Here is a 24,275-nt window from a genome sequence, read left to right on the forward strand (position 1 = left end):
CCCCCCCAAAACTAAAAATATTACCACAAAATTTAAACCTATGAAAAAAATACTACTATTCGGAATTTTACTATCAACTATTAACAACTTTGGTCAAGTTATTTATAGTGAGTCGAATTCAAAACCTTACATTGAAGTTATTGGAACAGCTCAAACAGAAGTTGTGCCAGATAAAATTTACTTATCTATTGTTCTCTCTGAAAAAACCGAAAAGAATGACGATTTTTCCATTCAAATTCAAGAAGAACAATTAAAAAAATTGGTGCGAACAAATGATATTGAAGATAAAAATTTATTTCTTTCTGAAGCTATCTCTGAAGTAACCAGAGATAAAAAGAAGGAAACAGGGATTAAACTTACTAGAGAATATACCCTAATTTTGAAAAATGCAGAAAAAGTGACTAAAATTTTTCAAGAATTAACAGATATTAACATCAAGGAAGTTAATGTCAAAAAAACTGAATATTCTGAAATAGAAAGTGTACAAAAACAAGTGAGAGAAAATGCTATTAAAGCTGCTAAAGAAAAAGCTGAATATCTATTAAGCGCTATTGGAGATAAAATAGGCAAACCTTTGGAAATAAAAGAATTAGAGAATAAATATATGAAAAATGCTAAGAGCAATATAATAATTGAATCTAGTGAAGATGAAATGCAAACCACCAGTTTTGAAAAAATAGTAGTGAAGTTTTCCTATTTTATTAAATACTCAATTAACTAATTCAAGTGAATTGATTCATTATAGAATCGGACAACTTACAAGAAATAGTAAGCAAAAAAATCCTGAGCTTTCACTCAGGATTTTCTATTTTATAGCTATTTCTGTAATTAAGAAAGCGCCGCTTGCACTTGGTCGGCAGCTTCTTGAAATTGTACTGCAGACAAAATCGGCATTCCTGAATTATCAATTAATTCCTTGGCAATTTCAGCATTTGTTCCTTGCAAACGAACAATGATTGGCACAGTAATAGCGTCACCCATATTCTTGTAAGCATCAACAACACCTTGGGCAACACGGTCACAACGAACGATTCCACCAAAAATGTTGATCAAAATTGCTTTTACGTTTGGATCTTTCAAAATGATGCGGAACGCTAATTCCACACGTTTTGCATCGGCAGTTCCACCAACGTCCAAGAAGTTTGCAGGCTCAAAACCGGCATATTTAATTAAGTCCATTGTTGCCATGGCCAATCCAGCTCCGTTCACCATACAACCTACGGTTCCATCCAAATCCACATAGTTCAAACCAGCTTCTTTTGCTTCCACTTCGATTGGATTTTCCTCACGAACGTCACGCATTTCCGCTAATTTTGGATGACGGTACAAAGCGTTGTCATCCAAGTTTACTTTGGCATCAACAGCGATGATTTTGTTATCCGAAGTTTTCAATACTGGATTGATTTCAAACATGGAAGCATCAGAACCAATGTAAGCTTTGTACAAAGCATCGACAAACTGAACCATTTCCTTGAAAGCATTTCCAGAAAGACCTAGGTTAAAAGCAATTCTTCTTGCTTGAAAACCTTGCAATCCAACAGTTGGATCAATTTCTTCTGTAAAAATTAAATGAGGTGTATGTTCCGCCACTTCTTCGATATCCATTCCACCTTCGGTAGAATACATAATCATGTTGCGACCTGTACCTCTATTTAAAAGAACTGACATATAGAACTCTGAAGTTTCACTTTCACCTGGATAATAAACATCTTCGGCAATCAAAACTTTATGTACTTTTTTACCTTCGGCAGATGTTTGAGGCGTGATTAATTGCATCCCTATGATTTGTTGTGCAATTTCTTCCACTTGTTGAAGGTTTTTGGCCAATTTAACTCCACCTCCTTTTCCGCGTCCACCGGCGTGAACTTGGGCTTTTATAACATGCCAAGCTGTTCCAGTTTCGGCAGTTAATTGTTTTGCAGCAGCAACTGCTTCCTGTGGGTTGTTGGCCACATAGCCGCGTTGCACTTTTACGCCATAGCTGGCTAGAATCTCTTTTCCTTGGTATTCGTGTATGTCCATATTGAAGTTTTTGGCAAATTCCTAAATTTATTTCTGGAATAGTATGCCACAAAAATAGATAAATTCATCTGAAATCTGAAATCTTTTTTTTCGTTAATACTACAAAAATTGTGATACATATATATTTCATCTTTTTTTGGAACCGATTTTTTCTTTATCCAAAGAATTAAGAAATCTATTGAATGGAAATAACAAGTTTTAAGCTATTATAACGATTGAAGTAATACAATTAAAACCAATAAATACGTTAAATTAACACAAAATTATACTTTCACTAACAAATATTTTTATCAATTTATCAATTTCAATGTATCTGAATGAATTATTAGTCAATTATTAAACGATTTTCTATTATTACTGTAAAAATAGAAAGTAAGCGACGTTTTGAATTCATTTTATTTAATGAAATCTTTATTTTTGCATAAAAATTAACAAGCATGAAAATTAAAGAACAAGGTCTTTATTTGCCAGAATTCGAGCATGAAAACTGTGGGGCTGGGTTTATCTGCAACCTTAAAGGCGAGAAAACAAATCAAATCATACACGACGCATTAGAAATCCTTGTAAAACTCGAACATCGTGGAGGTGTGAGTTCTGACGGGAAAACCGGAGATGGAGCTGGACTATTAATTGACATACCTCACGAATATTTCAATAGAGTTTGCGATTTCAAATTACCGGAAGCACGCGAGTATGCTGTAGGAATGGTGTTTTTACCTCAAAGTGAAAATCAATACCTTTTTTGTAAAAAAACATTCGAAAAAGAAATCAAAAACCAAGGATTAACCATCCTAGGATGGAGAGAAGTTCCCGTGGATTCTTCACAACTTGGGCCAATTGCAGCTGCATCAGAACCAAAAATTGATCAAATTTTCGTTGGAAAAAGTGAACCAATTGATGATGCTACCTTCAAAGCCAAATTATATGCTGCCCGTAAAATTACGGAGCACGCTATCATCAATTCAAAAATATCTGAAAGCTCGTATTTTTACATTCCGAGTTTTTCGACCACTACCTTAATATATAAAGGTATCATTATGCCCGAAGATATCGGACCCTATTATACCGACTTGCAACAAACCGACTTGGTAACGCGTTTGGCGTTGGTTCACCAACGTTTCTCTACCAATACAATGCCTTCTTGGGATTTGGCTCAACCATTTAGATATATCTGTCAAAATGGGGAAATCAATACTTTGCGTGGTAACGTGAGTAGAATGCGTGTTCGTGAAGAAATCATGAAAAGTGATGTCTTTGGCCCACAAATCGAAAAATTATTCCCAATCATTATTCCTGGAAAATCAGATTCAGCTTCCATGGACATGGTCGTGGAATTGTTGATGCACACTGGAAGAACATTGCCTGAAGTAATGATGATGATGATTCCAGAAGCATGGGAAAAACACAAAACGATGTCTACCGAAAGAAAAGCATTCTACGAATACAATGCTTGTATTATGGAACCATGGGATGGTCCTGCTTCAGTTCCATTTTCGGATGGCGATTATGTAGGAGCTTTATTGGACCGTAATGGTTTGAGACCTTCTAGATATACAGTAACCAAAAGCGGAAAATTAATCATGGCATCAGAAATTGGTGTTGTGGAAATTGACCCAGAAGATGTGGAAAGCCACGGAAGATTGGAACCAGGAAAAATGTTCTTGGTTGACATGAACGAAGGACGCATCATCAATGACGAAGAAATTAAAAGTAAAATCGTTTCTGAAAGACCATACCAAGAATGGTTGAAAGAATACCGACTACATTTAAGAGATGTCCCAAGCACATCAGACGTTTGCTCCATAGAAACTATCGATTTAGCGACTAGAGAACGTCTTTTCAACTATACATTAGAGGATATTCAAGACATGATTACCCCTATGGCCCAGACTGGAAAAGAAGCCTTGGGTTCTATGGGAACTGACACGCCTCTTGCCGTATTGTCAGACAGACCACAATTGATTTCCAACTATTTCAAACAATTATTTGCACAAGTTACCAACCCACCTTTGGATGGAATTCGTGAAGAAATTGTTACCGACATCAGTTTGGCATTGGGTCAAGACCGAAACATTTTTGATATTTCAAGCAAACAATGCCGAAAATTAAGAATTCAAAATCCGGTTATCTCCAACAGGGATTTAGAAAAAATAAGAAGCATTTCAATAGACCACTTCAAAGCGGAAACTTTTCAAATATTATACCCTAAAGCAAAAGGATTAAACGGATTGGAAGATGCTTTGGACGCCATCATTGTTCAAATCACGAAAGCAATCGAAGGAGGTACCAACATAATTATCTTGTCGGACAGAGGCGTGAACAAGGAGTTTGCTCCTATCCCATCTTTGTTGGCTTGTTCTTATGTAAACCACCAAATGAACCGTTTGCGCAAGCGTTCTTATTTTGATATTATTATCGAATCTGCCGAACCGCGTGAGCCACATCATTTTGCCACTTTGTTTGGATACGGTGCCAGTGCCATCAACCCTTACATGGTAAACGAAATCATCCGTGTTCAAGTAAGAGAAGGATTTATTACCGGTATCGATGAAGAGAAGGCAGTTCATAACTTCAATAAAGCCATTGGTTATGGAATTCTAAAAATCATGAACAAAATTGGAATCTCGACTTTACATTCGTATAGAGGTTCACAAATTTTCGAAATTGTTGGTTTCAATTCCAAGTTCGTTGAAAAATACTTCCCTTACACCACTTCAAGAATTGAAGGTATCGGATTGTACGAAATTGAAAAAGAAATTAGCGAAAGATACAATTATGCCTACCCAAATAATTTAATTCCAAACCGATTGGGATTAAATATTGGTGGCGAATACAGATGGAGGCGTAATGGGGAAAGACACATGTTCAACCCTACCACCATTGCCAAATTGCAACAAGCGGTTCGATTAAGCGATCAAACCAGCTATGATGAATATGCCAGAACGGTAAACGACCAAGCCAAAAATTTAATGACCATTCGTGGTTTGTTCGAATTTGACAACTTGAATCCAATTCCGTTGGATGAAGTGGAACCTTGGACAGAAATCGTGAAACGTTTCAAAACTGGAGCCATGTCTTACGGATCTATCTCTAGAGAAGCACACGAGAATTTGGCTATCGCCATGAACCGTATTGGTGGAAAATCCAATTCAGGTGAAGGTGGAGAAGACAGAAAACGTTTCCAACCGGACATGAACGGAGACAGTCGCAACTCGGCTATCAAACAAGTGGCTTCTGGACGTTTTGGAGTAACTTCCCACTATTTGTCCAGTGCAAAAGAAATTCAAATTAAAATGGCCCAAGGTGCAAAACCTGGAGAAGGTGGACAGTTGCCAGGGGAAAAAGTATTGCCTTGGATTGCTTCCGCCCGTAACTCAACTCCTTATGTAGGATTGATTTCGCCACCGCCTCACCATGATATTTACTCAATCGAAGATTTAGCACAATTAATTTTCGACTTGAAAAATGCCAACAGAGAAGCTCGTATCAACGTGAAATTGGTTTCTGAAGTAGGTGTTGGAACAATCGCAGCCGGAGTTTCCAAAGCAAAAGCAGACGTTGTCTTAATCGCAGGTTATGATGGTGGAACAGGAGCTTCTCCTTTGACATCCTTGAAACACGCTGGTCTTCCTTGGGAACTTGGATTGGCCGAAGCGCAACAAACTTTGGTTTTAAACAACCTAAGAAGCAGAATCGTCGTGGAATGTGACGGACAATTGAAAACAGGTCGTGACGTGGCTATCGCAGCTTTATTGGGAGCTGAAGAATTTGGTTTCGCCACTGCTCCACTTGTAGCTTCTGGTTGTATCATGATGCGTAAATGCCACTTGAATACTTGTCCAGTTGGTATTGCCACCCAAGACAAAGAATTGCGTAAAAACTTCAAAGGAACACCGGAACACGTTATTAACTTCTTCTATTATGTTGCAGAAGAATTAAGAGGTATCATGGCACAATTAGGTTTCAGGACTTTAGAGGAAATGGTGGGACAAACTCACAAAATCAATTCCAACAAAGCCATCACGCACTATAAAGCTAGAGGATTAGACTTATCTTCTATCTTGCACGTACCAGACGGATACAATGAACGAATCGTTAGAAACACGGAAAAACAAGATCACGCATTGGAAAATGTACTCGATTTCCAAATCTTGAAAGACTCACACCGTGCTTTGTACAGAAAAGAAAAAATGACTTTGAATTACCCTATCAACAACACCAATCGTTCTGTTGGAGCCATTGTGAGTAATGAAATTTCTAAAATATACGGATACCTTGGTTTACCGGAAGACACTTTAAACATTAACTTCAAAGGTTCTGCCGGTCAAAGTTTAGGTGCATTTAGTGCCCATGGATTGACATTCACGGTTGAAGGAAACACTAATGACTATTTAGGAAAAGGACTTTCTGGAGCAAAATTAATCATCAAGAAACCAGCAAAAGCAACTTTCGTTGCCGAAAACAATGTTATTGTTGGAAACGTTTGTTTGTTTGGAGCAATTGAAGGAGAAGCCTACATCAATGGGATCGCGGGAGAACGTTTTGCCGTTCGTAACTCTGGTGCAACAGCAGTTGTGGAAGGAGTTGGAGATCACGGTTGCGAATACATGACAGGTGGAAAAGTAGTAGTTTTGGGTAAAACTGGAAGAAACTTTGCCGCAGGTATGAGTGGAGGTATCGCTTACATCTACGATCCTGAAAATAAATTCACAAACGGATTGTGCAACACCGAATCAATAGCTTTTGAAGACATTGAAGCTGATGAAGCTGATGAATTGAAGGCATTGATTGAAAAACACGTACGCTATACAAAAAGTACAAGAGGTACCGAATTATTGGCAGATTGGTCTAATAGCCTAAGTAAATTTGTAAAAGTAATGCCTACAGAGTACAAAAAAGCGTTAAAGCGTCTGGAAACAGAAGAACAAATGGTAGAAGAATTAACAGCATAATACAATGGGAAAAGTAACAGGTTTTAAAGAATTCGAAAGAAAAGATGAATCATACACGGAAGTAAAAGAACGTGTTGGACATTATAATGAATTTACGGTTCCTTTGAGTGAAGCTGAAATTACAAAACAAGGATCCCGTTGCATGGATTGCGGAATTCCTTTTTGTCATAGTGGATGTCCTCTAGGAAATTTGATTCCAGATTTTAATCACATGGTACACCAAGGCGAATGGCAAAAAGCCTCTTGGATACTACATTCAACAAACAACTTCCCAGAATTCACGGGACGTTTATGCCCTGCGCCTTGCGAAAAAGCATGTGTATTGGGAATTATTGCTGAACCGGTTTCTATCGAAAACATAGAAAAAAATATTGTGGAACGTGCTTTCGCAGAAGGATGGATTAAACCACAACCACCAAAAACAAGAACTGGAAAAACAGTTGCCGTTGTTGGTTCTGGACCTGCGGGGTTGGCTACTGCTCAACAATTAAATAGAGCAGGACACTTGGTTACCGTATTCGAAAGAGACGATGCTGTTGGAGGATTGTTGCGTTACGGAATTCCAAATTTCAAAATGGAAAAAGGAATCATTGACCGTCGTGTAGCAATTTTGGAAGCTGAAGGCATCACCTTCAAAGTAAACACCAACGTTGGCGTAAACTACGACATCAATGACCTGAAAGCATTTGATTCTATCGTACTTTGCGGTGGAGCAACTGAAAGAAGAGGCTTACCAACTCCTGGAGCCGATGCAGACGGAGTGGTTCAAGCAATGGATTTCTTGACACAACAAACAAAAGTTGTTTTTGGACAAAAAGTAGAAAACCAAGTATTGGCTACCGGTAAAGATGTTATCGTGATTGGTGGTGGAGACACTGGTTCTGACTGTGTGGGAACTTCTAACCGTCATGGCGCCAAATCAGTGACCAACTTCGAGATTATGCCAAAACCTCCAGTAGGAAGAAGCGAAACAACTCCTTGGCCTTATTGGCCGCTACAACTGAAAACATCTTCTTCTCACAAAGAAGGTGCCGAAAGAAACTGGTTAATTAACACCAAAGAATTCATTAAAGATGCTAGTGGCAAATTAATCGCTCTTAAAACAGTTAACGTAGAATGGAAATTAGTTCCTGGACAACGTCCTGAATTAATTGAAGTGGCCGGTTCCGAAAAAACTTGGCCTTGTGATTTAGCCTTGCTAGCCTTAGGTTTTACAGGTCCAGAAAAAACATTAAGCAGCCAATTAGGTATCGAACTTGACTTTAGAAGCAACTACAAAGCGGAATATGGCAAATACCAAACTAATGTGCCAAATATCTTTACTGCTGGCGATATGCGTCGTGGACAATCTTTGATTGTTTGGGCAATTTCAGAAGGTAGAGAAGCTGCAAGACAAGTAGATCTATACTTAATGGGATCAAGTAATTTACCTACCAAAGAAGGTGGAGATTTGCCTACTGTATAATAGCAAACAACTATTTTTGAAAAGACCTTGGGAATTTTTCCAAGGTCTTTTTTGTTTAAAAAACAATAATTACAACGCTATATGTTTATAATAAAACAATTTGTTATAATTTGTTTGTTTTCAATTATTACTTGTGTGTATCAATAAAGAATAATAAATTTGCGTAAAAATAGTATCAATGCAAGCGAAAGATCTAGTACAATTAGCAGAACAATTTGGTAGTCCATTATATGTCTATGATGCGGCAAAAATCCAATCCCAATATAAAAGATTAACAAGCGCCTTTTCTAAAGTAGAGAAATTACGCATCAATTATGCCATGAAGGCGTTGTCCAACGTTGCCATTCTTCAATTGTTGAGAGAAATGGGCTCTTGCATTGATGCTGTTTCGATTCAAGAGGTTCAACTGGCACTTCATGCTGGTTATTCTCCAGATCAAATCTTTTTCACGCCAAACGGTGTTTCTTTGGAAGAAATCGAAGAAGTATCGGCTTTGGGAGTTCAAATCAACATTGACAACTTGTCGATATTGGAACAATTTGGAACCAAACATCCAAGCGTTCCGGTTTGCATCAGAATCAATCCACACGTAATGGCTGGTGGAAATGCCAATATTTCCGTGGGACATATCGACAGTAAATTTGGAATTTCAGTTCATCAATTACCACATTTAGTGCGAATTGTCGAGAACACAAAAATGAAAATAGTCGGAATCCACATGCACACGGGTTCCGATATTTTGGATATCGAAGTATTCTTGTATGCGGCAGAAATCTTGTTTGACGCTGCCAAAAACTTCAAAGATCTAGAGTTTTTAGATTTCGGAAGCGGTTTTAAAGTTCCTTACAAAAAAGACGACGTGGAAACCGACATCGAAGAATTGGGTAGAAAATTATCCAAAAGATTCAATGCTTTCTGTAAAGAATACGGGAAAGATTTGACCTTGATTTTTGAACCAGGGAAATTCTTGGTAAGCGAAGCCGGTTATTTCTTGGCTAAAGTAAACGTGGTAAAACAAACGACTTCAACCGTTTTTGCAGGAATCGACAGTGGTTTCAATCATTTGATTCGACCAATGTTTTATGGTTCGCAACATTATATCGAAAACATTTCGAACCCGAAAGGAAAAGAGCGTTTCTATTCCGTGGTGGGATACATTTGCGAAACGGATACCTTTGCCAACAACCGCAGAATATCCGAAATCAATGAAGGCGACATTTTAAGTTTCAGAAATGCGGGAGCTTACTGCTTCTCGATGTCATCCAACTACAATTCTCGCTACAAACCAGCCGAAGTATTGTGGCTCAATGGAGAGGGTCATTTAATACGAGCACAGGAAACTTTCGAGGATTTACTTAAAAATCAAATTCCGTTGCCCATAATTGCAACAGTATAATAAATACCGAATCCCATTTCAATAAAAAAGAAATGGGATTTTTTTTGAGTCTAAAGTTTTCCAGATATTTTAGAGAAATTAAAAAGCATCAATTAGAAGCTTTTCAAGCAAAATTTTAATTGATTTTATAAAGTGAGATATGTCATATTTATTCGAATAAAATTTAGTTATTTTTACTCCAATAATTAAACAAAAAAAAGATGAAAAAAACAATAATTTGGAGTCTTGCAACTTTAATGGCGCTATTGGTTTTGGTTCAATGCAAACCCAACAATGAAAAACCAGAAACCATACAGACAGAAGAGGCAGTAATGGAAAATATGGATTCACACAAAGTGACCGTTAAAGAAGTTTTAAATGCGAATGCCTATACTTATCTTTTGGTAACAGAAGGCGAAAAAGAATACTGGATGGCTATTCCAAAAACGGAAGTAACCGTTGGAAAAACCTATACTTATGAAGGTGGAATGGAGATGAAAAAATTTGAAAGCAAAGATTTAAAAAGAACATTTGATTCAGTTTACTTTGTCGAAGGATTGACAGACCCGAACCCTCCTACTGTAACCGAAAAAGCAATCGATCCTAAAACAATTGCACCGAAGACTCAATTGGCAAAAGGAATTACTTTGGCCAAAGGCGGAATCTCTTTATTTGATTTGTATTCAACAAGAGATAAATTGGCAGGTAAAACCGTAATTTTAACAGGTAAAGTGACAAAATTTATGCCTGAAATCATGAACAAAAACTGGATTCACCTGCAAGATGGAACTAGTTTCAACGGATTTAACGACATTACAATTACTTCTTTAGAAAAAGTAAAAGTAGACGACATAGTCACTCTAAAAGGCACGGTAGTTTTAAATAAAGATTTAGGTTCAGGCTATAAATACGACGTTCTTATTGAAGACGCAACAGTTGTAAAATAAGCAAACCACTATTTTTATAAATAAGAAATCCCATTTCAATGAAAAATGAAATGGGATTTCTTTTTGAAAAAATTTGTTGTAGATCCTTTTTGAGTATATAATTTTCAGCATTGAAATTTTAATTTCATCTAACACTAATACGATTTATATCCGAGTAAATAAATAGTCTTGCCCGCATTTTTAGGACAGAGACAAAACCCTTTCAAAACTTTCTGCTTTCTCCTATTTTTTTCAATAACATCTAAACGGTTCTGCTTAGATAATCAAATAAATATTTTTAGTTAACATTCCAGACACATAAGTTTTCATACATTTGAAAAAAATATCAATCCCGTAAAACCCAAAATATGGAAAGAAGGAAATTCTTAAGAAACGGATCACTTTTTACAATAGGAGCCTCATTATTAAATCCTTTTGAAGGCTCAGCCAAAAACCTGGATTTAGATTCCATACAAAAAAACACCAAAGCCCAAAATATCATTGTCGTGGTAAGTGACGGAATGAGTATTGGCACCCTCAACATGACCGACATCTATTTGAGTCGAAAAACAGGAAAAGGCAGCAATTGGCTTCAACTATACAAAGACAATCGCGTTTCCCGTGCCTTGATGGACATGGCTTCGGCATCATCAATTGTTACGGATTCGGCTGCTGCGAGTTCATCTTGGGGAAGTGGTTTCCGTGTAAAAAACGGTTCCTTGAATGTAGGCGTGAATGGCGAAGAATATTTACCAATTTGGCAAAAATTCAAAAAAGCTGGAAAAATGGCCGGTTGTGTAACTACCGTACCCATAACACATGCAACTCCTGCCGGCTTTTGCATCGCATCCAAAAGTAGAAATAGTCAAGAATCTATTGCCGAAATGTATCTTGATTTGAAATTTGACATTATGATGGGCGGAGGAAATAATTATTTTTCGGCAGAAAGTCGCAAAGACAAACGCAATATGTATCAAGAGTTTTCAAGCAAGGGATTTAATGTCGTAAAGACAAGAAGCGAAATGCTTGCTGCCGACAACAGCAAACCCATTTTAGGCGTTTTTCATGATGACGGTCTTCCCTATTCCAAAGACCGAGAAAACAGCAAAGAACTTACAGAAAAAATTCCGACTTTGGCAGAAATGACACAACGTGCTATCGATAAAATGAAAAATCATCCAAAAGGTTTTGTGTTGCAAATTGAAGCCGGTAAAGTAGATTGGGCTGCCCACGGAAATGACATTTCAGGTTTAATTTACGACCAAGTTGCACATGACGAAGCTGTAAAAGTAGCCATTGACTTTGCTGAAAAAGACAAAAACACTTTGGTCATTATTACCACAGACCACGGAAATGCCAATCCAGGTATTATTTACGGAAAAGATGCCAATGACAATTTTGATTCCATCCAAAAATACAAACAAACCAACGATTGGATTCTAAACGGTATGGGAAAAGAAACTTCTGTCGCCCAAGCAATAGAACGTATAGAATATGCCACAAATTATGCACTGAAAGAAGAAGAAGCCAAAGAAATTTTAAGCTTTTATTCGGATATAAAAATGGAAGATGGACTTTACAACCCCAAACATTTACCTTTCAAAAAGTTATCCGAAATTCAAAAAAAGCACAATTCAGTGGGCTGGATCAGTATGGATCACTCTGCCGATTATACAGAGTTGGCACTGTTTGGTCCAGGAAGTCATTTGCTGAAACCATTCATCAAAAATACCGATTTACACTATCTAATGTTGCAAGCTGCCGAGGTGGAAAACAAGTTTTAGTGCTAAAATTTGTCGGAATAAACAAAAAAAGTCGCTTTATTGCGGCTTTTTTGTTGTGTTCATGAATTAAAATTGGAAATATTATAGACAATTATCCGGTTGTCATAATTGATGTAAAGCTGTTTCCGATTGTCTTGCTTTTTTCGGGTAATAATCGAAAGTGTGCAATCGTCTCCATTATTGTCCTTGCAGGCAAAAGTATAAACGCTGTCGGTTTCGTTTTCTTCCAAAGGAATATATTCGACGATTTCGAACAATTGAATTACCTCGGAATAAACAACGATTCGGCTTTTATCCGTATCCAAGGCCACCAAAATATTGACCAAATCCAAGTCCGACCATTTTCCCCATTTGCCCTTTCCGTCTTTTTCCATAACGCTAAAACCGGAAGTCTTGAATTTATAGGTTTGTCCATAAGATTGGTTCAATCCCAATACAAGAAAAGCCAGAACAATGAGTATTTTTATTTTCGCCATTAGGTTTAAAATTTGTAGGTCTCCAAAAGTAATAAAATTAGATATTAGAAATCGAATTTCTCCACTTCTTTTCTGGCCAAATTAAAATCGGTAATCATTTCCGAAATAATGTCCGCAACCGGTTTTATATCGTGAATCAACCCTGCGATTTGACCAATTTCGAGTTCGCCTTCGTCCAAATCGCCTTCAAACATCCCGTGCTTGGCTCTTGCCCTTCCCAAAAGTGCGGCCAATTCTTCTTTCGTTGGACATTTGGCATACAATTCTTGAATGTCTTGGTAAAATTTATTCTTGATTAATCGAACGGGAGCCAACTCTTTCAGGGTAACTTGCGTCTCCCCTTCTTGGGTTTCAATAATTTTGTTCTTGAAATTTTCGTGTGCAGATGATTCCACCGAAGCGGCAAATCGACTTCCCACTTGCACACCATCGGCACCAAGAACCATCGCGGCGAGCATTCCTTGGCCAGTTGCAATTCCTCCAGCTGCAATTAATGGAATCTTGATTTTTTCTTTCACCATCGGAATCAAGGTAAAAGTGGTTGTTTCTTCTCTTCCGTTGTGTCCTCCGGCTTCAAATCCTTCGGCTACAACGGCATCGACTCCGGCATCTTGTGCTTTCAAGGCAAATGTGGAACTACTTACCACGTGAACTACCGTAATTCCTTTTCCCTTCAAAAAAGAAGTCCAAGTTTTTGGATTTCCTGCCGATGTAAAAACAATTTTTACGCCTTCTTCGACAATAATTTTGATAATTTCGTCGATGTTGGGATACAACATCGGGACGTTTACCCCAAAAGGCTTGTCGGTTGCTTTTTTGCATTTCTGGATGTGTTCCCGCAAAACTTCGGGATACATTGAACCCGCACCAATCAAACCCAAACCTCCAGCGTTACTGACTGCACTAGCCAATTTGTAACCCGAATTCCAAATCATTCCGCCTTGAATAATTGGATATTTTATATTGAAAAGCTGAGTGATTTTGTTCATTGAAACTTGGAATATTACTCTTTTACAATTTTTCCACTCTTGGCAAAACCATTCGATAGTATGTTATATAAATAAGTCCCTTTGCTCAAGGATTTTATCGAAATAACGGAAGATGTAGTTGTTATTTTTTCTTCCAAGACTTTTTGTCCCAAAATAGTATAAAAGACAATATTTCCAGAGTTAAATCCTTCATTTAAAGTAACAGAAATGGAATCAGTGGCCGGATTTGGATACACCGTAAAATCATTATTAGAAAAAGAAGCAACTGACAATCCATTGGCAACAGCCAAGCTAAAGTCGGGAATTCCATAGCCATACTGAACGGTTGGCGCTGCATATCTATCCGCCGATTGCATGATTAGTTGCTTGATTTGTTGATTCGTTTTTGTGGGTAAAGCTTGCCATAAACAAGCTACCATTCCCGCAACAATCGGACCTGAATAGGAAGTTCCGCTATCTTTGTTGATAATATTTCCCGAAGCATCGGAAACATAAGGATTTTGCCCTTGAGCAGTCACATCGGGTTTAACCCTTCCATCAGAAGTTGGTCCATACGAGCTAAAACTGGCATAGGTTTCATCCGCTTTTACGGCTCCGATTGCCAATGCATTTACGGCGTCTGCGGGTGCAGAAACATAATGCCAAGGATCATTTCCTTCATTTCCTGCCGACACCACGCAAACCATTCCGCGACTGAAAGCGATATCGACTCCTTTTGAAATAAAAGCAGTTGTCCCATTCAAATCACTGTAAGTCAGATCATAATTCGGATTATCAAACGTGGTATAACCCAAGGAAGTGGTAATAATATCGACCCCCAACCTGTCTGCTTCTTCGGCTGCTTCGACCCAATTCGATTCTTCAACCGGATTTTCGGAAGTATCGTCTTCCGTGATGAATAAATAATAGGAAGCATCTGGAGCAGTTCCAATGAGGGCATTATCAACATATCCTCCCATCAAAGAAAGTACTGAAGTCCCGTGTGAAGCTCCTGTATAATAGTTGGCATTTCTATTTACATAGTCATATCCACCAAGAATTTGATTATTGTTTCTTAATCTGGCAAAAGGAGAAGTGGTATTAACCCCAGGAAAACCAGCATCTAATACGGCAATTATTTTTCCAGAACCCGTATAATTGGATTGGTGCAATAAATGCCCGTTGAGCATTTGAATTTGATTGGCAGAATTGCCGTAATTAAACGTAGTTGCGCTTAACACGGTTTTGTTTAACGCCTTAGTTTTACCCAGTTTTGTTGCACTGATTTTACTGGCACTGATAGAACGATTGGCAAAATCAACTTTTTCCACAAAATACAATGAGGTTAGTGCAGTAATATCTACTTGAGAACCGCGAACGTGAACACAATTCATCCATTTGGATTTGGCTTTAACGGTAATTCCGGTTGCAGCAATAATTTGGTCGACATAAGGTTGATAAACAGGAACGTCTTTACCGTCCAAAGCGATTCCTTGATTCGTTCTTCTGTCCAAAGCTCTTTGCGAAAGCATTGTCAATGGATTGTCAAAATAGGCTTGCGAACCGGGTTTGTCTTTAAAATACACCCAAGCATCTTCTTGTGAAAATCCGACAAAGCTGGAAACCAAGAACAGAAAAATAATTATTTTTTTCATGATATATTGGGAAATATAAAGACTAATTTAAGCAATAACTCCAGAACCCACTAATTCATCGTCCAAATACCAAGCCACGAATTGTCCTTCGGTGATGGCGGATTGTGGCTCTTCGAAAGCCACGTACATTCCGTTTTCGAATTGGTGCAAAGTCGCTTTTTGCAAGGGTTGACGGTAGCGAATTCGTGCCATTACTTCCATCGTTTCGCCATTGGCCAAAGCCAAATCAGTGCGAATCCAATGCACTTCGGACTTTTCGATGAACAACGCTTTTCGGAACAAGCCCGGATGCTGACTGGTCAATCCTGTGTAAATAGAATTGGTTTTCACATTGGTGGAAATGATAAACAAAGGATCGGTTGTTCCTCCAACGTTGAGGCCTTTTCGTTGTCCTGTCGTGAAATAATGTGCGCCTTGATGTTTGCCCACGACTTTTCCCATTTCTGGAGTGTACTCTATTTTTTGGGCATCGAAAATCAAGGCTTCTTCAACAGAAAGACTTTCTGGTTTTTCTATAGTATAAACAGGATTGCTTTTATCGATTTGATAAATCACTCCGTCTTTAGGTTGTAATTTTTGTTGCAAAAACTCGGGCAATCTTACTTTTCCAATGAAACACAATCCTTGCGAATCTTTCTTTTCGGCGGTAACCAAATCCAATTCCAGAGCGATTTCTCGGACTTGAGGTTTTGTTAATTCCCCTATTGGAAACAAGGATTTTGCCAATTGTTCTTGCGATAATTGACACAGAAAATACGATTGGTCTTTGTTTGTATCGGCTCCAGCCAAAAGTTGGTATACTTTTTCGCCGTTGATTTCTGTTTCTCCTTTTCGGCAATAATGACCCGTTGCCACATAATCGGCACCGAGGCTTAAAGCGATTTTCATGAAAACATCGAATTTTATTTCGCGGTTACAAAGCACGTCTGGGTTTGGAGTTCGCCCTTTTTCGTATTCGTTGAACATATAGTCCACGATTTTTTCTTTGTATTCTTCGCTTAAATCTACGGTTTGGAAAGGAATCCCCAATTTCTCGGCAACCAACAAAGCATCGTTACTGTCTTCGAGCCAGGGACATTCGTTAGAAATCGTAACGGAATCGTCGTGCCAATTTTTCATAAAAAGACCTATGACTTCATAGCCTTGTTGCTGCAATAAATAAGCTGCAACACTCGAATCTACACCACCTGAAAGCCCAACAACTACACGTTTCATTTTGAAATAATTATAATTTTACAAGGTTGCAAAGTTACAAAGATTTACCACAGGTTTAATGTATAATCGATGATTAACCTTTTGTTGTGAAATTTTACCGCAAAGACGCAAAGTTTTATTTAATAGTTTTAAAAATTGAAGTTCGCAAAGCTAAATAGTCACACTATTTCGTTTTTGCCTTTGAAGTGGCTTGCTGAAAACTCATATTCTCTTCCTTTACCAATTTTCCTTTATTAAAAAATTGCCAAACACCCATTTTTTTCCCATTGACAAATTTTCCTTTGGAAACAATATTTCCGTCGTCTGGATCCCTGAAAATGGCCAATCCATCGTATTCATTGTTCTTGTAATTGGATTCTTCTATTATTATTCCCGACTCGGTATAACGCTTGTAAACTCCATTTTTCAGGTTGTTTTTATATACTATTTCTTCGGCAATTTTTCCGTTTGGATAAAAAACGGTGCGCAAGCCTTCGAGTTTTCCTTTGGTGTAATTTTCGGTTGCCATAATCACTTTTGATGCTTTATGGTAATACGTCCATAGCCCTTCGGACAACTTGTTGACCACCTTGCCTTCGCTCACTTTATTTTTGAGTTGGTCATAAACAATTGTGTAGGCCGAATTGTCTTTGGGGTTGAATTCCCTGGTGGCAATGACTCTTTTTGTTTTGGTGTTGTCAAAGAAAGTAAAAGTTCCCACTTCTTTTCCGTGTTCGAAAGTGCCTTCGTATTTTGGGTTTTTGGTATTGGTGTAAACCCCTTTCCAAAGTCCGTGTTTCTTGCCTTTTTCGTCTAATTTATTGAAATCGGTTTGCGACAGCAGGGTTTGGCAAAAAAAGAGAAACAACATTATTTTTAAAAAACTAAACTTCATTTTCATTCTGATATTTATAGGGAATCATTAAAAATTTGAGCATTCTAGTCCGACAAAAGTACATTTTATAACAACATCTTGTTTCGTTAGACTTTAGATTTAAGAAAGCTTTATCACCTCTTTTACTATCCTACGGAAATATCAAAAATTGATATTAAAATACATCGCTTTTAGATTAGCTTTTTTTTATTAACCCGTTGGGGACTAATTGCGCCTATTTACACCCAACAGGATAAAGATTATTGAATACATCCTAGTTTAACTATACAACTATAGTTTTTAATCCTAAACTTAGCATACAACTGTTTTTTTTCATAGTGGTATTTTTTATTATAATTTTTACATCTTTTCTTCAAGTTCCCTGATTGCAGATGCTCTTTGTTATGGAAAAATGAATTAATTTCATTTAATTAGGTTCTTTTTTGGGGTACCACAACCTAGGCTTATCTATGGCTTTGAGTAGGCTTTGAGTAGGCTTTGTCCCGTTCCTTGAAATTGGCTGTAATTAATAAATAAAGCCACCCCAATTTGATTGGGATGGCTTTGATTTTAGTTTGTATTTATCAATTACTGTTTTATCAATCGGACTGTTTTTTGGTTTGCACCTTGATTAACTATGGCAAAATAAGCACCTCTTGGCAATTCTTCACCAAAAACGATTGGTTGACCGTAGGTGCTTTCGATGTGTTTCACGGATCTACCCAAAACATCGTACAAGACTACTTCCATTTTTTCTTTGCTGCCGCCTTCCACAACCAAGGTGAATTTGTATTTGGCTGGATTTGGATAGGCAATTACGTTGAAAGGGACTGGTCCTGTATCAATTGTTGTTTCATTTTCTTCTTTAACAACAGCTTGGGTCGTTTTGGCATTGTTTTTCTTCACCTGATGAATAACAATAGAACCTCCTGCCAATTCAGTTGCATCATCTGCATTATCTGATGCCCCAATCTTATTGTCATAAACAACAGCGTTTCCATTATTCTTATCCCAAACCTTTATCCTGAATTTATCAGTACCACTGCCACCTGTTACATTTCCGTCAATAGCCGTTACCAGGAATCCGTAGTTACCCGTTCCATTTACAGTACCTACACCTCGATATGTTGCTTTTGCTCCAGAGATAACCAATGTACCTGCATCAAGAAGATTACTTTTGAAATTAAAATCACCTGCTTTAAACTGGAACTCGGTATTTCCTTCTACAGCATTGGATCCTTTTTTATACTTCGCTACAAAACCAAAGTTGGCTTTACCTGTTAATGACGCATTTGCCACATATGCATTTACTGGCGAGTTTATCCATCCTCCTCCAGTTACAAATCCACCATTTGGATCGTAAACAGGCAAGTAAACAATTGATTCATCACAACCAGATCCTGCAACTGCTTTAACCTGATAAACATCCGTTACTAGACCACTTACCAGAAGTGTTGCCACTCCTGATGAATTTGTTGTATTAGAACCTATTAGTGAGTTATCCACATAAAATGAAACCAATACTCCGGCAACATTTGGTGTAACTGTAGCAGATAATGTTGTGCTTGCTGTTCCTGTATTTCCAATAGGAACCGGTGTACTGCTAGCACTTGCATCGATAGAAACATCATAAACAGTAAATGTACCAGCTACAAAACTAAAACTGTAATTATTATCCAAACCTCCTGATAGCGTAATCGATCCCGGATAACTTCCAACTACTGTTGTATTGTTAACTGTTGCAGCAAATGTAGGAGGTGTGTTGATTTCTTCAACTCCATTCACCCATCCGCTGTATTGGCAGGTCAACGGTGGATTAGTCTGACCGCAATATTTAGTTTTATTATCAGCTGTTACTATTAAGATTGCTTTGCCTATGGTCAATAATGCATCGGTGGATGTCATTTCATAGTTTGGATTCGAGCCTAATGCCACTGCTATTGGATAAGAACCAATGCCCGAGAACTGAACCGCCGTTGTAGACAAACTGTAATTGATTGCATCACCACCAACTATTGCGCCTGTTACCACTGCCGACAAGGCTGGATTTGCATCACCGTAGGTTTTTGACTTGCCATCGGCTACTACTGACGCCGCCGCTTTGCCTACTGATAACGAGGCATCGGTGGATGTCATTTCATAGTTTGGATTCGAGCCTAATGCCACTGCTATTGGATAAGAACCAATGCCCGAGAACTGAACCGCCGTTGTAGACAAACTGTAATTGATCGCATCGCCACCAACTATTGCGCCTGTTACCACTGCCGACAAGGCTGGATTTGCATCACCGTAGGTTTTTGACTTGCCATCGGCTACTACTGACGCCGCCGCTTTGTTTATTGATAACGAGGCATCGGTGGATGTCATTTCATAGTTTGGATTCGAGCCTAATGCCACTGCTATTGGATAAGAACCAATGCCCGAGAACTGAACCGCCGTTGTAGACAAACTGTAATTGATTGCATCACCACCAACTATTGCGCCTGTTACCACTGCCGACAAGGCTGGATTTGCATCACCGTAGGTTTTTGACTTGCCATCGGCTACTACTGACGCCGCCGCTTTGCCTACTGATAACGAGGCATCGGTGGATGTCATTTCATAGTTTGGATTCGAGCCTAATGCCACTGCTATTGGATAAGAACCAATGCCCGAGAACTGAACCGCCGTTGTAGACAAACTGTAATTGATCGCATCGCCACCAACTATTGCGCCTGTTACCACTGCCGACAAGGCTGGATTTGCATCACCGTAGGTTTTTGACTTGCCATCGGCTACTACTGACGCCGCCGCTTTGTTTATTGATAACGAGGCATCGGTGGATGTCATTTCATAGTTTGGATTCGAGCCTAATGCCACTGCTATTGGATAAGAACCAATGCCCGAGAACTGAACCGCCGTTGTAGACAAACTGTAATTGATCGCATCGCCACCAACTATTGCGCCTGTTACCACTGCCGACAAGGCTGGATTTGCATCACCGTAGGTTTTTGACTTGCCATCGGCTACTACTGACGCCGCCGCTTTGCCTACTGATAACGAGGCATCGGTGGATGTCATTTCATAGTTTGGATTCGAGCCTAATGCCACTGCTATTGGATAAGAACCAATGCCCGAGAACTGAACCGCCGTTGTAGACAAACTGTAATTGATTGCATCGCCACCAACTATTGCGCCTGTTACCACTGCCGACAAGGCTGGATTTGCATCACCGTAGGTTTTTGACTTGCCATCGGCTACTACTGATGCCGCCGCTTTGCCTACTGATAACGAGGCATCGGTGGATGTCATTTCATAGTTTGGATTCGAGCCTAATGCCACTGCTATTGGATAAGAACCAATGCCCGAGAACTGAACCGCCGTTGTAGACAAACTGTAATTGATCGCATCGCCACCAACTATTGCGCCTGTTACCACTGCCGACAAGGCTGGATTTGCATCACCGTAGATTTTTGACTTGCCATCGGCTACTACTGACGCCGCCGCTTTGCCTACTGATAACGAGGCATCGGTGGATGTTATTTCATAGTTTGGATTCGAGCCTAATGCCACTGCTATTGGATAAGAACCAATGCCCGAGAACTGAACCGCCGTTGTAGACAAACTGTAATTGATTGCATCGCCACCAACTATTGCGCCTGTTACCACTGCCGACAAGGCTGGATTTGCATCACCGTAGGTTTTTGACTTGCCATCGGCTACTACTGATGCCGCCGCTTTGCCTACTGATAACGAGGCATCGGTGGATGTCATTTCATAGTTTGGATTCGAGCCTAATGCCACTGCTATTGGATAAGAACCAATGCCCGAGAACTGAACCGCCGTTGTAGACAAACTGTAATTGATCGCATCGCCACCAACTATTGCGCCTGTTACCACTGCCGACAAGGCTGGATTTGCATCACCGTAGGTTTTTGACTTGCCATCGGCTACTACTGACGCCGCCGCTTTGCCTACTGATAACGAGGCATCGGTGGATGTCATTTCATAGTTTGGATTCGAGCCTAATGCCACTGCTATTGGATAAGAACCAATGCCCGAGAACTGAACCGCCGTTGTAGACAAACTGTAATTGATTGCATCGCCACCAACTATTGCGCCTGTTACCACTGCCGACAAGGCTGGATTTGCATCACCGTAGGTTTTTGACTTGCCATCGGCTACTACTGATGCCGCCGCTTTGTTTATTGATAACGAGGCATCGGTGGATGTCATTTCATAGTTTGGATTCGAGCCTAATGCCACTGCTATTGGATAAGAACCAATGCCCGAGAACTGAACCGCCGTTGTAGACAAACTGTAATTGATTGCATCGCCACCAACTATTGCGCCTGTTACCACTGCCGACAAGGCTGGATTTGCATCACCGTAGGTTTTTGACTTGCCATCGGCTACTACTGACGCCGCCGCTTTGTTTATTGATAACGAGGCATCGGTGGATGTCATTTCATAGTTTGGATTCGAGCCTAATGCCACTGCTATTGGATAAGAACCAATGCCCGAGAACTGAACCGCCGTTGTAGACAAACTGTAATTGATCGCATCGCCACCAACTATTGCGCCTGTTACCACTGCCGACAAGGCTGGATTTGCATCACCGTAGGTTTTTGACTTGCCATCGGCTACTACTGATGCCGCCGCTTTGTTTATTGATAACGAGGCATCGGTGGATGTCATTTCATAGTTTGGATTCGAGCCTAATGCCACTGCTATTGGATAAGAACCAATGCCCGAGAACTGAACCGCCGTTGTAGACAAACTGTAATTGATTGCATCGCCACCAACTATTGCGCCTGTTACCACTGCCGACAAGGCTGGATTTGCATCACCGTAGGTTTTTGACTTGCCATCGGCTACTACTGATGCCGCTGCTTTGTTTATTGTCAATGTTATCAATGTCCTAGTGGCACTTACACAACCGGTGGTTGTATTTCTAGCTTCTGCATAAGCAGAATATGTACCTACATTGGTTCCTATAGGTGTGGCTGCAGTAGTCGTACCTGTAGCAGCTTCGTACCAGTCAACAGTTTCTCCTGACCCCACATTAGCAATAGCCGTTTTTGTTGTACCACTATACACGTGAGTATTGGCTCCAGCAATTGGTGTCGATGGATTTATGCAGGAACCATTCGCAACCGTCACCTTACCTGTTGTAGCCGCAAAATAGGTGTCATTTGTATGTGATGCCAAAGGCAAAGAACTTGTACTGCCCCAAGAACCTGAAGGAGATGCAATACCTCTGAGCGTAAGAGTGTTTGCTGTATGAGAAAAAGTACCTAAATCTGCAATCGCACCTGAATTTATTGAAAGATTCCCACTGATGGTCCTGGCAGCACCAAACGTTTTTGTGCCACCTGATAAAACTAAATTATTAAATGCAGTAGTCGAACTACCTCCAATGGATTGCGTGGTTCCATCAAAAGTCAGGGTGCTTGTTGAAGCTGCAAAAGTTCCACTATTAGACCAGTTACCCGCAATATTTAAAGTACCCGCTGCTGAAAAAGTAATTGATGAAGTCGAGTTTACATTGGTTATTGCACCATTTACATCAATAGATCCTGCACTAATAGTTAATCGACTTTGCCTATTAACAGCTCCTCCACCAGTAACAATTAGATTTCCAACAACATTTAATGTTCCTGACCCTACAGCAATAGTGTTTGTCCTATTATTGGAGCCGGGTCCATTTATTGTCACATCTCCAGATACCGTTAATGTAATTCCGGAATTAATGTTGAGATTAGTATTTCCATTCCCTCCATTTAAAGTAATGGATTTTGCAGACCTGATATCGGTTACATTGACAGTAGCCCCAACTGCAATATATACATCATCATTAACACCCGGTATTACACCTCCATTCCAAGTAGAAGTGTTACTCCAATTACCTCCAGAACTTGTTGATGTGATTGTTGGATCTGTAAATTCAGTCCATACCTTTTCACCTGAAGATTGCCCAACAGCAGTGGCTCTTAATAATTTTCCAAGACAATGTACCTCACTAACCTTCCATACAGTTTTGAAATTACCTGTAGTATCAGCCGTTACATTCCAAGTTTGGTGTTCAGGGACAGTAGCATCTTCAGGATGATTCTCTGAATGTAGTATTTGTATCAAAACAGATTCACCAGATTGGAAACCAGTTCCAGTCAAGGTTGCGGTTGAACCTGGTTCATAATCTACCAAGTCTGAAGTTATTGCAGCCTGCCCAAAAGCAGCACTCGAAAAAAACAAATTGGCTATTGCAAATACAATAACAAAAATTCTGGATTTGAGTAAAAATGTTTTCATATTAAATGGTTTATTTTAAATAATAACGAATACGATAATTCAGATTAAAAAATGTAAAATCAATAGAATTTAGAGATACTATTGTAACCAAAAAGCATAATTATTCTATTACAGAAAAAGTCGCCGAGGGCTTTATGAGTTCAACAAAATTTTAGGATAATTGTCAACAATTTGTGAATTCTAAATCTAAACTAAATAAATAAAATCCGGTTGGTACTTTTTTTCGATGAAAGCCTTAAAAAGAACTACCAAGTGCATTATTCGTTGTTTATTTAGATTTATTCTTTTTTTAA

Annotated in this window: 13 protein-coding genes; 6 read left to right on the forward strand and 7 right to left on the reverse strand. The window is 39.1% G+C overall.

Features of this window, described 5'->3' with window-relative positions:
* Positions 1 to 40: 40 nt before the first annotated feature.
* On the forward strand, positions 41 to 721 hold the full coding sequence (locus tag OZP13_RS07960) for an SIMPL domain-containing protein (protein WP_269243339.1): 681 nt from the start codon (positions 41 to 43) through the stop codon (positions 719 to 721).
* Positions 722 to 828: 107 nt separating this feature from the next.
* On the opposite strand, the gene sucC is transcribed toward OZP13_RS07960, so the two are convergent.
* Positions 829 to 2,022, reverse strand: coding sequence for an ADP-forming succinate--CoA ligase subunit beta (sucC, locus tag OZP13_RS07965; protein ID WP_281299267.1), 1,194 nt, complete (start codon positions 2,020 to 2,022; stop codon positions 829 to 831).
* A gap of 437 nt (positions 2,023 to 2,459) precedes the next feature.
* On the opposite strand from sucC, the gene gltB reads away from it, so the two are divergent.
* The 5 genes from gltB to OZP13_RS07990 all read left to right on the forward strand — a co-directional run bounded on the left by gltB (position 2,460) and on the right by OZP13_RS07990 (position 12,524).
* Entirely contained in the window at positions 2,460 to 6,974 is a 4,515-nt protein-coding gene (gene gltB / locus OZP13_RS07970; RefSeq protein WP_489886160.1) for a glutamate synthase large subunit, read from the forward strand.
* A gap of 4 nt (positions 6,975 to 6,978) precedes the next feature.
* Positions 6,979 to 8,439 (forward strand): glutamate synthase subunit beta, encoded by a 1,461-nt coding sequence (locus OZP13_RS07975; RefSeq protein ID WP_281299268.1) that lies wholly within the window; start codon positions 6,979 to 6,981, stop codon positions 8,437 to 8,439.
* A gap of 178 nt (positions 8,440 to 8,617) precedes the next feature.
* Positions 8,618 to 9,835: a diaminopimelate decarboxylase gene (gene lysA / locus OZP13_RS07980; protein WP_269243342.1), complete on the forward strand. Its 1,218-nt coding sequence runs from the start codon at positions 8,618 to 8,620 to the stop codon at positions 9,833 to 9,835.
* A gap of 200 nt (positions 9,836 to 10,035) precedes the next feature.
* Positions 10,036 to 10,761, forward strand: a complete 726-nt coding sequence (locus OZP13_RS07985) for a hypothetical protein (protein WP_281299269.1) — start codon at positions 10,036 to 10,038, stop codon at positions 10,759 to 10,761.
* Positions 10,762 to 11,108: 347 nt separating this feature from the next.
* Entirely contained in the window at positions 11,109 to 12,524 is a 1,416-nt protein-coding gene (locus OZP13_RS07990) for an alkaline phosphatase (protein WP_281299270.1), read from the forward strand.
* Between the two features lie 59 nt (positions 12,525 to 12,583).
* Here the strand turns inward: OZP13_RS07990 and OZP13_RS07995 are convergent, their stop codons facing one another.
* The 6 genes from OZP13_RS07995 to OZP13_RS08020 form a co-directional block, all read right to left on the reverse strand.
* Positions 12,584 to 13,000, reverse strand: a complete 417-nt coding sequence (locus tag OZP13_RS07995) for a hypothetical protein (protein ID WP_281299271.1) — start codon at positions 12,998 to 13,000, stop codon at positions 12,584 to 12,586.
* A gap of 44 nt (positions 13,001 to 13,044) precedes the next feature.
* A complete protein-coding gene (locus OZP13_RS08000; protein WP_269243347.1) occupies positions 13,045 to 13,989 on the reverse strand; it encodes an NAD(P)H-dependent flavin oxidoreductase in 945 nt (314 codons plus the stop codon).
* A 14-nt stretch (positions 13,990 to 14,003) separates the two neighbouring features.
* Complete coding sequence (locus OZP13_RS08005) at positions 14,004 to 15,623, reverse strand: S8 family serine peptidase (protein ID WP_281299272.1); 1,620 nt, start codon at positions 15,621 to 15,623, stop codon at positions 14,004 to 14,006.
* A gap of 27 nt (positions 15,624 to 15,650) precedes the next feature.
* On the reverse strand, positions 15,651 to 16,838 hold the full coding sequence (gene mnmA, locus OZP13_RS08010) for a tRNA 2-thiouridine(34) synthase MnmA (RefSeq protein WP_269243349.1): 1,188 nt from the start codon (positions 16,836 to 16,838) through the stop codon (positions 15,651 to 15,653).
* Between the two features lie 163 nt (positions 16,839 to 17,001).
* Positions 17,002 to 17,688 carry a toxin-antitoxin system YwqK family antitoxin gene (locus OZP13_RS08015; RefSeq protein ID WP_269243350.1) on the reverse strand — a complete coding sequence of 229 codons (687 nt, stop codon included), beginning with the start codon at positions 17,686 to 17,688 and terminating at the stop codon, positions 17,002 to 17,004.
* A 591-nt stretch (positions 17,689 to 18,279) separates the two neighbouring features.
* Entirely contained in the window at positions 18,280 to 23,982 is a 5,703-nt protein-coding gene (locus tag OZP13_RS08020; protein WP_269243352.1) for an MBG domain-containing protein, read from the reverse strand.
* Between the last annotated feature and the right edge of the window lie 293 nt (positions 23,983 to 24,275).

It is taken from the genome of Flavobacterium limnophilum, from assembly GCF_027111315.2.
GTDB lineage: Bacteria > Bacteroidota > Bacteroidia > Flavobacteriales > Flavobacteriaceae > Flavobacterium > Flavobacterium limnophilum.